The 15,065-nt window shown below is 69.6% G+C and carries 8 protein-coding genes and 1 pseudogene; 7 read left to right on the top strand and 2 right to left on the bottom strand.

Translation table 11 applies throughout. From position 1 onward, the window contains the following. Positions 1 to 256 precede the first annotated feature (256 nt). Positions 257 to 661 (bottom strand): MerR family transcriptional regulator, encoded by a 405-nt coding sequence (locus FBY35_RS33430; RefSeq protein ID WP_186357127.1) that lies wholly within the window; start codon positions 659 to 661, stop codon positions 257 to 259. 422 nt (positions 662 to 1,083) lie between these two features. Here FBY35_RS33430 and FBY35_RS33425 point away from each other — a divergent pair, with 422 nt between their 5' ends. Then, positions 1,084 to 2,592, top strand: coding sequence for a SulP family inorganic anion transporter (locus FBY35_RS33425; RefSeq protein WP_142217652.1), 1,509 nt, complete (start codon positions 1,084 to 1,086; stop codon positions 2,590 to 2,592). Positions 2,593 to 3,209: 617 nt separating this feature from the next. On the opposite strand, the gene FBY35_RS33415 is transcribed toward FBY35_RS33425, so the two are convergent. After that, positions 3,210 to 4,271, bottom strand: coding sequence for a CdaR family transcriptional regulator (locus FBY35_RS33415; protein ID WP_142217651.1), 1,062 nt, complete (start codon positions 4,269 to 4,271; stop codon positions 3,210 to 3,212). Between the two features lie 263 nt (positions 4,272 to 4,534). Between FBY35_RS33415 and FBY35_RS33410 the strand changes: the two genes are divergently transcribed. From FBY35_RS33410 to FBY35_RS33390, 6 genes and pseudogenes are all read left to right on the top strand, one after another. Next, entirely contained in the window at positions 4,535 to 5,146 is a 612-nt protein-coding gene (locus FBY35_RS33410; protein WP_142217650.1) for a DUF1449 family protein, read from the top strand. 38 nt (positions 5,147 to 5,184) lie between these two features. Then, on the top strand, positions 5,185 to 7,230 hold the full coding sequence (locus FBY35_RS33405; RefSeq protein WP_186357126.1) for an SPFH domain-containing protein: 2,046 nt from the start codon (positions 5,185 to 5,187) through the stop codon (positions 7,228 to 7,230). Positions 7,231 to 7,313: 83 nt separating this feature from the next. Continuing rightward, positions 7,314 to 12,178: pseudogene (locus FBY35_RS33400) on the top strand (DNA repair ATPase). Between the two features lie 605 nt (positions 12,179 to 12,783). After that, the gene (locus tag FBY35_RS36295; RefSeq protein WP_160159361.1) at positions 12,784 to 12,930 is read left to right on the top strand and encodes a hypothetical protein; all 147 of its coding nucleotides are present in this window, start codon (positions 12,784 to 12,786) and stop codon (positions 12,928 to 12,930) included. 238 nt (positions 12,931 to 13,168) lie between these two features. Next, complete coding sequence (locus tag FBY35_RS33395; protein ID WP_142217649.1) at positions 13,169 to 14,176, top strand: GlxA family transcriptional regulator; 1,008 nt, start codon at positions 13,169 to 13,171, stop codon at positions 14,174 to 14,176. Positions 14,177 to 14,259: 83 nt separating this feature from the next. Beyond that, on the top strand, positions 14,260 to 15,027 hold the full coding sequence (locus tag FBY35_RS33390) for an MBL fold metallo-hydrolase (protein WP_142217648.1): 768 nt from the start codon (positions 14,260 to 14,262) through the stop codon (positions 15,025 to 15,027). The last annotated feature ends 38 nt before the right edge of the window (positions 15,028 to 15,065 follow it).

The following is a 15,065-nucleotide window of genomic DNA, read 5'->3' as shown; positions in this document are numbered from 1 at the left end:
GGTCACCTGTGGATCGGGGCCGGTTGCCGACGCCGTTCCAGTCTTCGGCACTCTGCCGGTCTGCGGCTCCCATGCCGTCTCCCTCGCGATTGTCCGTGCCCCCCTCCGGAGCCGGGCCTGCGCGGCGGCTCTGAGGAAGGGTACGGGAACGGCTGTGTCGTGGACTCAGCCCGATCACCGCGCGACTTCGCGGCGATCCGGCGGGTGGTGAGCTCATCGTCGTGCCGTCCGGGGATCCCTGCGGCTGCTGGGTGGGTCAGGGCGTGGGAGTCCGGGTGAGGCGCTTTGCCAGTGTGGCCGCGAACTCCTGCGCCCGGGACAGCTGGGTGCGCAGATCCTCGACCCGTTGCTGGGCGGCCTGCTCGAAGCCGCGGATCCGCTCCAGCAGTGATTCGCGCTCCTCGGGCGGCAGCTCCTCTCCCGAGTCGAGGCGCTCGGTGGCCTCCAGCAGGGCGCGCATCTCCTCGAGGGTGAAGCCGAGCGGCTTCATGCGGCGGATGACCATCAGGCGGGCGACGTCGGCCTCGGTGTAGAGGCGGAAGCCGCCCTGGGAGCGGGCGGAGGGGATGACGAGGCCGGTTTCCTCGTAGTGCCGGATGGTGCGCAGCGACAGCTCGGTCCGTGCTGCGACCTCGCCGATCTGCATGTGCTCGCTGCTCACGCGGAATGCCTTCCTCGTCACTCGCCACGGCCGCGGACGGCTGCCGCCGATCTCTCTACTCTAACGTTAGGGTAGAGTTGCCTGAAGCGTTGCGTCGGCTGCCTGCCGCGCCCGTTTCCGCTGGTGCGGGATGCCTTCCCGTGACCGTCAGGCGTGTCGGGGCCGACGAAGCCCCCGGCGAAGACCGATGTCCACGACAGCAGGAGAGAGCGTGCGCATGTCCGTCATGCCCGGCGCCGCTGCCTGCCCACCCTGACCCTTCGCCCCGAGCAGCGACCGGTTCCCTAGCAGGTCACCCGGCTGCTGCCCACTGACTTCGGTCCGCCGCTCGCGGACTTCGTGGCCGGCCGCTCCGGCTCCATGCCCTCCTGCGCGCCCGCCGTGATGCCGGGTGTGCCCGAGCACGACAGGTTCCCTTCATCTTGTCCTCCTCCGCACTGTCCCCGGCCGCGTGGCTGCGTGGCTCCCGGCGTCCGTCCTGGCTGTCCGACCCGAAGGTGCTGCGCACCGAGGTGCTGGCCGGACTCGTGGTCGCCCTGGCGCTGATCCCGGAGGCGATCTCCTTCTCGATCATCGCCGGGGTCGATCCGGCCATCGGCCTGTTCGCCTCGTTCACGATGGCCGTGACCATCGCGGTCGTCGGCGGCCGTCCGGCCATGATCTCCGCGGCCACCGGCGCGGTTGCTCTGGTCATCGCCCCGCTCAACCGCGAGCACGGCTTCGGCTACCTCGTCGCCGCGGTCATCTTGGCCGGCGTCTTCCAGATCGTCCTCGGCGCGCTCGGCGTCGCCAAGCTGATGAGGTTCGTGCCGCGCAGCGTGATGGTCGGCTTCGTCAACTCCCTCGCCATCCTCATCTTCATGGCACAGGTGCCGGAGATGACGGACGTGCCCTGGGCCGTCTATCCGCTGATCGCGGCCGGGCTGGCGCTGATGGTGTTCTTCCCGAGGGTCACCACGGTGGTCCCGGCGCCGCTGGTGTCGATCGTGATCCTCGCCGTCATCACGGTCGCGGCCGGGATCGCGGTGCCGACGGTGGGCGACAAGGGCGCCCTGCCGTCCTCCCTCCCCGTGCCCGGCCTGCCGGACGTGCCGTTCACCCTGGACACCCTGACGACCGTCGCACCTTACGCGCTCGCCATGGCGCTGGTCGGCCTGATGGAGTCGCTGATGACGGCCAAGCTGGTCGACGACATCACCGACACCCACTCCTCCAAGACCCGCGAATCCGTCGGCCAGGGCATCGCCAACATCGTCACCGGCTTCTTCGGCGGCATGGGCGGCTGCGCCATGATCGGCCAGACGATGATCAACGTGCGGGTCTCCGGCGCCCGCACCCGGCTGTCGACGTTCCTGGCGGGCGCGTTGCTGATGGTGCTGTGCATCGTGTTCGGGCCGGTCGTCTCCGACATCCCCATGGCCGCACTCGTCGCGGTGATGGTCATGGTCTCGGTGGCCACCTTCGACTGGCACTCCATCGCGCCGAAGACGCTCAAGCGAATGCCGGCCGGGGAGCTCACCGTCATGGTGGTCACCGTCGCGTGTGTGGTCGCCACCCACAACCTCGCCATCGGCGTCGTCGCCGGCTCCCTGACCGCCATGGTCATCTTCGCCAAGCGCGTCGCCCACCTCGCGGAAGTCACCACCGTCACCGGCCCCGACAGCGCCACCGTCGTCTACCGGGTCACCGGCGAACTCTTCTTCGCCTCCTCCGACGACCTCGTCGGCCAGTTCAACTACGTCACCGACCCCGACAAGGTCGTCATCGACCTCTCCGCCGCCCACATCTGGGACGCCTCCTCCGTCGCCGCCCTGGACGCCATCGAGGCCAAGTACGCCCAACGCGGCAAGAACGTGGAAATCATCGGGCTGAACGAGCCCAGCGCCCGAATCCACAAGACGCTCAGCGGCGAACTCGCCGGCAGCCACTGACCGCCGTAGGCGCAACCGAGGGCCGGGGGGAAGCACGACTTCCCCCGGCCCTCTCCCCTTGCCAGTGGCTCGTCCGCACGAAATCCACTGACGGAGTGAGTGCTCACTCCGCATCTGCCGCAGACGCACGGGCCGGTGCGGCGTCGTGGGCGGCCTGGTGATGAATCTTGCGTGTGTTTACGTCGCGGAGCGAGTGGAGGTTCATGCCGCGCACGCTGGTGGGTCGTCACCGTTTCCGCTCTGACGGCACTCCTCCGGCCCGAGCAGCGCCTGTCCGTACCGGTGCCAAGGTGGGTGGTTGCTCTTCTGGCACCCCCAGCTCGGGGTCGCGAGCTCCACCTCGGGAGCCGCATATGCTGACGTCCAGTCAGCCAGGCTCGCTGCCCGTCGCCGGGAGAGCGGCGAGGGCTGATACGGCAGCGAGCAGGACGAACAACCCCGGATAGCCGCCCAACGGCCCGCCAGAGCAGCTCCGGCGAAGGGCGCCAGGGCGGCGGCGATGGCGGCCGGGGCTGCCAGGACTCCCGAGAGGTGCCTGACGGGTGATCGCCCTGGACACCCCAGAGCCCGCGGAGCGCCGATCGGGCCTCACCCGGGCTCACGGACGGCCTGAGCGCTCAGATGGCCGTGGCGGGCCAGTCCAGGAGCCGGGCGCCGATGACCGCTGTCTGGAGGGTGTAGCGGTGGACGGGGTCGCCGGGGTCGGCTCCTGTCAGTTTGTGGATGCGGTCGAGCCGGTAGGTCATGGCCCGGACGCTCAGGGAGAGGCGCCGGGCCGCCGCGGCGGTCACGCAGCCCGTGTCGAAGTAGGCGGTGAGCGTGTCGATCAGCGGCTGGGCGCCGCCGCGGGCCTCCTGGAGCGGACCGAGAACGCTCCGCACAAGGTCGGCCATTGCTTGCCGGTCCCGGGTGAGCACCGGGTAGACCAGCAGATCGGCCGCGTGCAGAAGCGGACCTTCGAGGTCCATGCGTCCGGCCAGCTCGAGGGCGTTGAGTGCCTCCTCGTAGGAGTGGACAACTCCTCCGGCGCCGGGGTGGGCACGGCCGATGGCCACCCGGCCGCCGTCCGTCCCGGCGTAGGCCTGCTTGGCGAAGAAGCTGAGCACATCCGGCTGATCGCCGGGCGCGATACAGATCAGCCGTCCGTCCTTCGTGGTGAGGAGGATGCGGCGGTCTCCGAAACGGGCGACGAGGGACGACTCGATCCGCCGGGTGACGGGATAGCCGTCGTCGTACTGCTCGGCGCCCTGCGCCACGGCGACCGCGTGGGCGTGGGAGAGGAGCAGCCCGAATCGCTCGGCGCGCTCGGCGAGGCGGCCGAGGTCGCTGCGCCCGTACAGCAGGTCGTCGATGAACTCGCGGCGGGCCGCCTCCTCCTGGCGTACCGCGAGACGCTGTGCCCGTTCATGGCCCTCCGCGAAGGCGTCCACGGCCTGCTCGACGGCGGCGAGGAGATGGTCGGCGGCGGAATGGGGCAGCTCGGGACGGACGGCCTGGGCGGCACAGAGGTGGGCTCGGACCAGGGCACGCAGCCCGATGCCTGCTTCTGCGGCCTGCTCGCCCCGGGTCCGGAGCGATTCCAGTTCGTGGCGGGTCAGTTTCCGGCCGGTGGCGCTGGCACGTGCCAGGACCTGGGTGTACCCCGTCAGATACTCCTCGGGTCTCCCTTGCTCGGCCATGGCCCCTCCCCGTTCTTGACGCGCGGATGGCGACTTCCTTCGCGCGGAGCTCAAGGGTGGCATGCCCGTTCCCGGGGGCGGTGACCGGCATCAGGGAGCCATAAAGATTGCCGGTGTACGGCAATGCGAACAGGCGTGCCGCACTGTCAGCATGAGCTGGGCCGGGCGGAGGGACAGATCGTCTGCCGGAAGCGGGAAGAAGCGCACTGCTCCGGGATCCAGCGGACGTGACGTGAGAGTCGACGCATGAAGGGGGATGACCGATGACTGAGTTTCTTGATGCGGCTGTCGGGTTCCCTACGGTGCTGTTCACCTCGGCGCTCGTGGTCGTCGTCGGCTTCTGGCTGCTTGTGCTGCTTGGCGCCGCCGAGTCCGACAGCTTCGACACCGATGTGGACACCGACGCGCTGAGTCTCGGTGGAGTGCCTGTCTCGGTGTCGGCCTCGCTGGTGATTGCCCTGGCCTGGTTCGCCAGCTTCACCGGCTCCGTACTTCTCGCCCGTTCGGGCATGTCCGGTGCCCTGCTCCATCTGTTCGGCGCGGCTTTGCTCTTCGCATCCCTGCTTTTCGCGTGGTGCGTGACACGGCTGGTCGTGCGGCCGCTGGCGAAGCTGTTCCCCCATGATCCCGGGCCGTCCCGCCAGGACTTCGTCGGGCTGACCTGCACCATCCGTACAGGGTGGGTGGACGCTGACTTCGGCCAGGCAGAAGTCAGAGCGCGGGACGGCTCCACGGCCGTCATACAGGTCCGCCAGAGCGGCACGGACGCACTGGCATGGGGCAGCACGGGGTTGCTGTACGCATACGACGACACCGGCGAATTCTTCTGGGTCGCTCCCTACGACACGGCGCTCGAACCCCCTTCCGCCGCTTGAGCCTTCGCACTTTCTCCCCTCTCAACCGAGGACTTCTCATGGATGCCATCACCATGGGCATCGGCCTGCTCGTCGCCGTTGCCCTGATCATCGCCATCGCCATGCTCTTCGTGATCAGCCGCCTGTTCCGGAAGGTGGAGCAGGGCAAGGCACTGATCGTGTCGAAGATGCGGAAGGTGGACGTCACCTTCACCGGACAGGTCGTCCTGCCCGTGCTGCACAAGGCCGAGGTCATGGACATCTCGGTGAAGACCATCGACATCACCCGCACCGGCCGCGACGGGCTGATCTGCAAGGACAACATCCGCGCCGACATCCGGATTTCCTTCTTTGTCCGGGTCAACAAGACCGTCGAGGACGTCATCAAGGTCGCCCAGGCGATCGGCACGGCACGCGCCAGCGACCAGACCACCCTCCAGGACCTGTTCAACGCCAAGTTCTCCGAGGCCCTCAAGACGGTCGGCAAGCAGCTCGACTTCACCGACCTCTACACCAAGCGTGACGAGTTCCGGGACCGGATCATCCAGGTCATCGGCACCGATCTGAACGGCTACAGCCTGGAGGATGCGGCGATCGACTACCTCGAGCAGACCCCGCTGGCGCAGTTGGATGCCTCCAACATCCTGGACGCCCAGGGCATCCGGAAGATCACCGAGCTGACCGCCGTTGAGCACGTCCGCACCAACGAGTACCAGCGGCACGAGGAAAAAGAGCTCACCCGCCAGAACGTGGACGCCCGCGAGGCGATCTTGGAGCTGGAGCGCCGCCAGGCCGATGCCGAGATCAAGCAGAAGCGGGAGATCGAGACCGTACGGGCCCGTGAGGAAGCCGAGACGGCGCGGGTGGTGGAGGAGGAGCGGCTGCGCGCGCAGAGCGCCTTCCTGAAGACCGAGGAGCAGCTGGGCGTACAGAGGGAGAACCAGGCCCGCGAGGTCGCGGTCGCCCAGAAGAACCGCGAGCGGGTCATAGCCGTCGAGAGCGAGCGCATCGAGAAGGACCGTCTGCTCGAAGTCATCGCGCGGGACCGGGAGACCGAACTGACCCGTATCTCCGCCGAGAAGGAGGTGGAGGCGGAGCGCCGGGAGATCGCCGAGGTCATCCGGGAGCGGGTGGCGGTGGACCGTACGGTCGCCGAGCAGGAGGAGTCCATCAAGAAGCTGCGCGCAGTCGAGGAGGCCGAGCGCGAGCGCCAGACCGTGATCATCGCAGCCGAGGCCGAGGCGCAGGAGAAGCTGGTCAAGGACATCAAGGCGGCCGAGGCCGCCGAGCAGGCCGCGGTGCACCGGGCGGCGGAGGAGCTCACCCTCGCCGAGGCCCGCAGCAAGGCCGCCGACATGGACGCCCGCGCCAAGATCCGTCTGGCGGAGGGCATCCAGGCGGAGGCCGCGGCGGCCGGACTGGCGGCCGTGCAGGTCCGGGAGAAGGAAGCCGGCGCGATCGAGAAGACCGGCCGCGCGGAGGCCGGAGCTACCCAGGCCCTGCTGCTGGCTGAAGCCGAAGGCGTACGGGCGAAGGGCGCGGCCGGCGCGGCGGCGATCGGGGACAAGCTCAAGGCGGAGGCGGAGGGTCTGACCGAGAAGGCCGCGGCGATGGCCGCCCTCGACGACGCCTCGCGCGGGCACGAGGAGTACCGGCTGCGCCTGGAGGCGGAGAAGGACATCCGCCTGGCCGGCCTCGATGTGCAGCGGCAGGTGGCCGAAGCACAGGCCACGGTCCTCGCCACCGGTCTTGAGAACGCCGACATCAACATCGTCGGCGGAGATTCCGTCTTCTTCGACCGGCTCGTCCAGTCCATCTCATTCGGCAAGGCCGTCGACGGCTTCGTCCAGCACTCGCACACCGCGCAGACGCTGGCCGGCCCGTGGCTGGACGGCTCGTCGTCTTTCACCGACGACCTGACGAAGGTGCTGGGCTCCGTCTCCACGGCTGATGTGCAGAACCTGACCGTGTCCGCGCTGCTGATGAAGCTGATGAACACCGGCAACGCGCCCACGGCCCAGCTGAGCCAACTGCTCGACAAGGCAGGCGAACTCGGCCTCGCCGACACCCCGCTCACCGCGCTCAACGGGTCTGTCACGGCCTGAGTGCGGGTACCGACCGGGCCTGCGGCTGCCGAACGGGGGTCGGCGGCCGCAGGCCCACCCTTGAGGGCCAGGAAAGGATTCCCATGGTGACGGCGACAACGATGCCGACGGTGACCGGCATGGACGCCGGTACGTACGAGGTGCTGCGCGCCCGGCTCGGTGCGCACGCCACCGAGCTGGCGCGGCGCGCCGAGACCCTCAATTCGACGCGCATCTCGGAGTTCGGCTCCACCGAGCTCGCCCTCACCGGCACCGAGCACATGCGTACGGAGCAGACCTGCGTACCCCGTGACCTCGTTGCCGTCGGCGACACGCTGCTCGTCGCCTGCCACACCGCCGGCGTGCGGCAGGAGACCGCGATCGATGACGTGTTCTTCCTGTACGACCGCGACTTGAACCGTCTTCCCCACGACGCGGCGCCCGGTCTCCTCGACGACCCGGAGTTCGTAAGGGAGTTCGCCGCACTGCACCGCTATTTCCAGGGCGCACGGCTCCTCCAGCTGCGCCATGTCGAGGGCAAGCTGCTGGCCGTCTTCCAAATCGGCGCTGAGGCCGACGACATCCGCGTCCTGCGCTGGTCCCTCTCCCCGTCCGGCGAGGCGCGGTTCCTCGACGCCCGGGGCGAGCGCGACCACGTCTCCCCGGCTTCGCACGACTTCGCGTGGGTGGATACGACACGCGAGGATCATGTACCGGGCCGGCACCCGCACATCTCCATCGCCGACGGCGGCCTCCTCGTCTCGACGGTCGGCGGCACCCTCACCGTGAAGAGCGGTGAGGACATCGTCCACAGCGAGCCGGTCGAAGAGCCGCTCCAGTCCCTCGCCGACGCAGAGGTGGCGTACGCGAGGGTCGGCGTCCTCGTCCTGCTGCGTGTCCGCCCCTACAAGGAGGAGACCTGGCGGACTCTGGTCTTCAACGCGGTCACGAAAACCGTGGTCCGGCTGGACAGCATCGGCCGGTCCTGCCGTCGGCTGCCGGACGACCAGGGCATCGTCTTTTCCGGTGGCTACTGCCTCGCCACGGGCGCGGTGAGGACCTTCGACGCGGACACGACTGACCTGGAGTTCGAGCGGGCCGTCCGGTCGCCCAACGGCGAGGATGTGCTGTTCGCCTTCCACGCTCGGGCCGAGGGCCGCACGCTCCTGCTGCCGTACAACGTGATCCGCGAGGAGGTTGCCGCCCCACTTGCCTGCCATGGCTACGCGCTCTTCGACGACGGCACGCTCATCGCGCTGCGCGCCGAGTTCCAGGAGCCGGCACGCGTCCACTCCGTGCAGGTGTGGCGGACCCCGTACGTCTCCGACACGCACGCGGCCGCCGTCCAGGCCGACAGCAGCACAGGGCCGCTCGTCCGCATCGGCAACGCCGACCTCGTACGCGGCATCTCCGACTGCCTGGCCATCGCCCGCCAAGTCGCCGACACCGCCCCCACGGGCGAGATGTACGAGACGCTCGCCGCTGCCTGCGTGCGGGCTGCCGACCGCTTCCACTGGCTGGGTGACGCGGACACCGGAGACCTGCGCAGCCCGCTGGAGGAGGTACGGGCAACCGCGGAGCAGGTGCTGCAGGAGTTCGAGACCGTACAGGCCCTCATCGGGCCGCCGAGGCGCTCACGGAGTCCACCGAGAGCCTTCAGCGACTGGTGCGGCGCATCCGCGGCGAGGTGCCCACCAGCGCCGAGGAGTGGATCGCGCGCATTACCCAACTGCGCCGGGCCCAGGGGGGTCTGGTGACTCTGAAGGATATGCGGTACGCGGACACGGAGGCCGTCGAAGCACTCGTCGAACAGGCCGGGGCCCACATTGCCGCCACCGCGCAGCGCGCGGTCGCCTTCCTCCGGCGCGAGGGTGCCTTCGCCGACTACCAGGGCGAGGTCGAAAGCCTCGCGACCAATGCCGAGGCCATCACCACGGTTGCCGAGGCCGACACCCTCACCGAGCGGCTGGACGAGCGGACCTTCGGGCTACAGGCACTCACCGAGGTCGTCGCCGGCCTCGACATCGGGAACGCCACCGTGCGTACCGCAATTTTGGAGCGGGTCGCTGAGGTGCTGGGCGGCCTGAACCGGATACGCGCGTTGCTCGCCGCCCGGCGACGCGAGTTCCTCGACCGGGAGGGGCAGGCGGCGTTCGTGGCCGAGTTCGCGCTGCTCGGCCAGTCGGTCATCGGCGCGCTGGCTGCGGCCGACACCCCCGAGACCTGCGAAACTCAGCTCGTCCGGCTGCTCCTGCATCTGGACAACCTGGAGTCGCGCTTCGCCGACCACGACGGCTTCCTCGCCGAGATCGCGGACAAGCGCGCCGAGATCAACGACGCCTTCTCGGGCCGCAAGCAGACGCTGCGGGACGCTCTCGCCCGCCGCGCCGAGCGCCTGGCCGAATCAGCGGGACGCTTCCTGGGGACGATCGCCCGCCGGGCGTCCACCCTGGACAGCCTCGACGCGGTCAACACCTACTTCGTCTCCGACCCCATGGCCGCCAAGGTCCGCCGTAGCGCCGACGCTCTGCGCGACCTGGGTGACCAAGTACGGGCCGAAGAGCTGGAGGGACGGCTGAAGGCCGCCCGCCAGGAGGCCGGGCGCGCGCTGCAGGACCGTGCCGAACTGTTCACGGACGGCGGCGACACGATCCGTCTGGGCGCGCACCGGTTCGCCGTGAACACCCAGCCTCCAGAGCTCACGCTCGTGCCGCACGCGGCCGGGGGAATGGCGTTCGCACTGACCGGCACCGACTACCGCTCGCCTGTCACCGACCCAGACTTCGCTGCCACACACCCGTACTGGGACCAGCTGCTCCCGTCCGAGAACGCCGATGTCTACCGGGCGGAGTACCTCGCCGCGCGGTTGCTGGTCGAGCACGGCGCCGAGGCTCTGACAGGTGCCGACCTTCCAGCTCTCGCCCGGGAGGCGGCCGAGGCCGCCTACGACGAGGGATACGAGCGCGGCGTCCACGACCAGGACGCAGCGGCCATTCTGAACGTGGTGCTGAGGCTGCGCGAGACGGCCGGGCTGCTGCGCTACCCGGCCGCTGCCCGGGCCGCTGCCCAGCTGTTCTGGGCCCACGGGACGACGGCTGAGGCACGTGAGGCGTGGGCGGGCGAGGCCGCGTCGCTGGTGCGGGCGCGGGAGATGTTCGGGACAGCACCGGCGCTGGAAGCGCTGCACACCGAGATTGCCGGTGCGGGAGCACTGACCGGCCTTGGCGCCGAGTACCTGGTCGAGGAACTGGCCTTGGGCGAATCTTTCGCGACAAGCCGAGCGGCCCGCACGCTGCTCGACAAGTTCCACCGGGCGGCGGGCTCGTCACCGTACGCCGAAGACGTACACGCTCGTCTCGCGGTAGGCGACTCGGCAGCCGCGCACCGGCTGGTCGAGGGCTGGCTCGTCTCGTACGCCGCCTCCTGCGGAGAGGCCGTCGACTCCGGTGACCTGGCCGAGGCCGTCGCGATCGAGATCTGCCCGGACCTTGCCCGATACGACGTGGACCAGGCGCTCAGCGCCCCGGCCGACGGCCTGCTGGGCACGCACCCGAGTATCGACCGGCGCACCCTGACCGTGCGGCTGGACGAATTCCTCGCCAGGACAGGCGATTTCGCCCAGCGGGTGGTCCCCGGCTTCCGCGCCTACCAGCACCGGAGAAGCAACCTCATCGCCACCGAGCGGACCCGACTGCGCCTGGACGAATACCGTCCGCGCGTCATGTCCTCGTTCGTACGCAACCGGCTCGTCGACGAGGTCTATCTGCCGCTCGTCGGCGACAACCTGGCCAAGCAAATCGGTGCCGCCGGGGACGGCAAGCGGACCGACAACAGTGGACTGCTGCTGCTCGTCTCGCCGCCCGGCTACGGCAAGACGACGCTCATGGAGTACGTCGCCGACCGCCTCGGCCTGCTCCTGGTGAAGGTCGACGGACCGGCCCTCGGCCACGGCGTCACCTCCCTGGATCCGGCCGATGCACCGGACACCACCGCCCGCCAGGAGATCGAGAAGATCAACTTCGCGCTGGCGGCAGGCAACAACGTCCTGCTGTACCTGGACGACATCCAGCACACCTCGCCGCAGCTGCTGCAGAAGTTCATCCCACTGTGCGATGCCACCCGCACCCTGGGCGGCCACGACCTGCGCGGCAAGCGCTTCGCTGTCTGCATGGCGGGCAACCCCTACACCGAGTCCGGGCAGCGCTTCCGCATCCCCGACATGCTCGCCAACCGCGCCGACGTGTGGAACCTCGGCGACGTCCTGACCGGCAAGGAGGACGTCTTCGCGCTCAGCTTCATCGAGAACGCCCTGACCTCCCACCCGGTCCTCGCTCCTCTCGCCGGACGGGACCGCGCCGACCTCGACGTGCTCGTCCGTCTCGCGGCCGAAGACCCCACCGCCCGCCGCGACCTGCTCGCGCACCCGTACGCACCCGCCGAGCTCGACCGGATCCTCGCTGTACTACGCCATCTGCTCACCGCGCGCGAGACGGTCCTCTCGGTCAACGAGGCGTACATCGCCTCCGCCGCCCAGTTCGACGCCACCCGCACCGAACCGCCTTTCCGGCTCCAGGGCTCGTACCGCAACATGAACAAGATCGCGGCGCGCGTATCCCCGGTCATGAACGACACCGAGCTGGCGGCAGTGATCGACGACCACTACACGGGCGAGGCGCAGACCCTCGCCGCCGGAGCCGAGGCCAATCTGCTCAAGCTGGCCGCGCTGCGCGGGACGATCACCGAGGAACAGGCTGCCCGCTGGGCCACCATCACCTCGGCATACAACCGGGCCCAGGCCATCGGTGGCTCCGGCGACGACGCCCTCGGCCGGGCGGTGGCCGCGCTCGGCCTGCTGGCTGATCGGGTCGCAGCCGTCGAAACCGCCATCACGCGGGCACGAAAGCCCGCCCCTGCTGAGCCGATCGCGACCGAAACGCGGGCCTGCCCGGAAGACGACCCGGACCAATGACCCGTAGCCTGCCGTAGGTGCGCCGGGAAGTCTGGTCGGCAACAGGACTTTTCATGCACTGGAGCCGCCCGATGCCGCATTCGCCGCCCCCACGCAGGACACATCACCGGTGGACCAGGTTCCTCCGCAGAGGCTCCCCCGCACCGGGCACTGTCGTCGTACGGCTGCGAGGCCAGATCGACTCGCGCACCGTCAACGGAGCCCGCACCCGTTCCAGGGCCCAGTCCGGCACGTGAGAGACGAGCGGATCCCGGGGCTGTTGAGCCCTGGCAATGGACCTTTGCATTGTGCAATGATGCGTGCGGGGGGCTGGTTGAGGGTCGGCCCCTGGACGGGAGCGGGCACTGGCACGGTGACGCAGCTTGAGTCCACGTGACTGACCGTCACCGGCCTCCCCTGTTTGTGGAGTGTGAAGGCGGCCGCCGATCGGCGACATGCATTTCGGGTCGAGCCGCGCGGTGGCACGCTGATCTAGCCCCGAGCGGCGAAGCATCCGTCCAGCCGAGCGGATACAAACCTGCTCCCTCATCAGGAACCAGCGGTTCACCGCCCGCCTCGCTGAACGCCGTCAGCGCCCCGACCCGGCCGGCGAGGGGGGCTGGATCATGGTCCGCTACGCCACCGCGCACCCGAGGGTCGCCCGCCGCCTCTGCTCGTACCTGGGGTTCCAGGTCGACGGCAGCCCGGACAGCTATCGGAAAGCCGGTGAAGAGATTCCTTTCGTGCGTTTTGACGAGGCCGGGTTCCACTGACGCAGATTCTTCGACTGTGTTGCGGCGAACAACCATGCTCGGGGCGAGATGACCGCGGCGTGTGACCAAGAACCGCGCTGCGGTTCACTGGCGATGTCACCTCACGTCGAACCCCCGGCGGGGCACATCCTTCCAACTGCCAGGCAGTTCCCGGTGCGGAACCGGAGCGGCGGGGCATGGCTGTTTCTGACAGAACCTGGTCATTGCAGACGGACCTGCCGGACGTGAGGATCGTGGCATGACCGCACCACGCAGAGTTGTCATCGCCGCTTTCCCGGGCGTCGAGCTGTTGGACGTCACCGGGCCGGCGGAGGTGTTCTCCATCGCTTCGCGTCTGCTGGGCCCCGACAAGCCCGGCTACCGGGTGGAGGTCGCGGCCGCAGCTGCCGGGGAGCTTGGGACCTCCGGCGGGATCCGGCTGGTGGCCGACGTGGCTCTGGAGGCGGTGGGCGACGGGGTGGACACTCTGCTGGTAGCGGGTGCGATGGACCTGTCGGCGGGCCGCGTCGAGCCGGTGGTGGACCTGGTCGTGGCTGATTGGCTCACTCGGGCTGCCCCGGGGGCACGCCGGGTGGCAGGGCTGTGCGCGGGCGCCCACCTGCTCGCAGCCGCCGGAATACTTGACGGTCTTCCGGCCACTACGCACTGGCTCACCGCCGAGCAGCTCGCCGCCGACCACCCGTCGGTTGCTGTCGACCCGGATCCGATCTTCGTCCGGGCCGGGAGGGTGTGGACGTGCGCAGGTGTCACCGCGGTCCTGGACCTGGCGCTGGCGATGGTCGCGGAGGACCACGGCCAGGCGCTGGCGCTGGACACGGCCCGTGCGATGGTCATGTACCTCAAACGCCCCGGCGGGCAGAGCCAGTTCAGCGTTCCCCTGTCTCTCCAGGCCCCGGCGGACGACCGGGTCGACGGCCTGCGCCTGTGGATCCAGGAGCATCTGGCCGAGGACCTGCCGGTCCAGGTCCTCGCCGACCGGCTGCACCTGAGCGTGCGGCACTTCTCACGGCTGTTCCGCCGTCGCACCGGCCGCACCCCCTCCGACTACCTGGAAGCCGTCCGGCTTGAGGCCGCGCGGCGCCTGCTGGAGGAGAGCGACCGCAGCCTGCCGGGCATCGCCGCCGACACCGGCCTCGGCTCCGTCGAGACCCTGCACCGCGTCTTCAGGAACCGGTTGGGCACCACTCCGGCCGAGTACCGACGCCGCTTCCGCTCGCCCGACGCGACCGCACCCCGGACCGCCTGAATCATCCTCACCACTACGGCAGGACGGCGCCCGCGCGGCGCCGCTTGTCCATCCCGCCCTGCCCACACCGCAACGGAGCCCTCATGTCACGCACCAAGGTCGTCGCAATCCCGGTCCTGGGCAAGCACGCCATCAACGCTTACCTGCTGCTGGGCCGCCGCCCGATCGTCGTCGACGCCGTCACCCCGGGCAGCGGACCCCTGATCCGCGACGCCGTCGCCCGCTACGGCATCGACCCCACCGATGTCAGGTTGATCGTCATCACCCACGGGCACATCGACCACTTCGGGTCCGCCGCCGAACTCCACCGCCTCACCGGCGCCCCCGTTGCCGGCCACATCGCCGACCTCCAGCCGTTCCGCACCGGCCGGGTCCGCGAGCCGTACCTGCCGACCGGCCCAATGGGCCGTCTGATGGACCGTAACCCCAAACTGCATGCCACCGCCGAACCCTTCGAGCCCGACGTCCTGGTCCGCGTGGAGACGAGCCTGCACGACTTCGGCGTCGACGCCCGCATCATGCCCACTCCCGGCCACACTGCCGGCTCGATTTCCGTCCTCACCGACGACGGCGACCTGGTGGCCGGCGACCTCGTCGCCAACTCCTTCATGGGCCTGATCCCCGGCCGCCCCGCCAACCCTCCCTTCCATGATGACCCTCAGCGCAACCTGGCCAGCCTGCGCGAGATGCTCGCACTCAACCCGACCAGGCTTCACGTCGGGCACGGCATCCCCCTTGATCCCGCGCGCGTCGGCACCTGGGCCGCGGCCGAGCAGCGTCGCCTGGACGCGCTGGAAGCCGCCGGCCGTCTGCGCGTGCGGGAGCAGAGCTCCGACCCGCACGCATGCTGAGTGCTGCCCCGCGGCTAGGACTTGTCCGGGCGATCATG

Origin of the sequence: Streptomyces sp. SLBN-118, from assembly GCF_006715635.1 — a bacterium.
Classification (GTDB): Bacteria; Actinomycetota; Actinomycetes; order Streptomycetales; family Streptomycetaceae; genus Streptomyces.
Note: the sequence above shows the minus strand (reverse complement) of the source record. Positions and strands in the feature narration are given on the sequence as shown.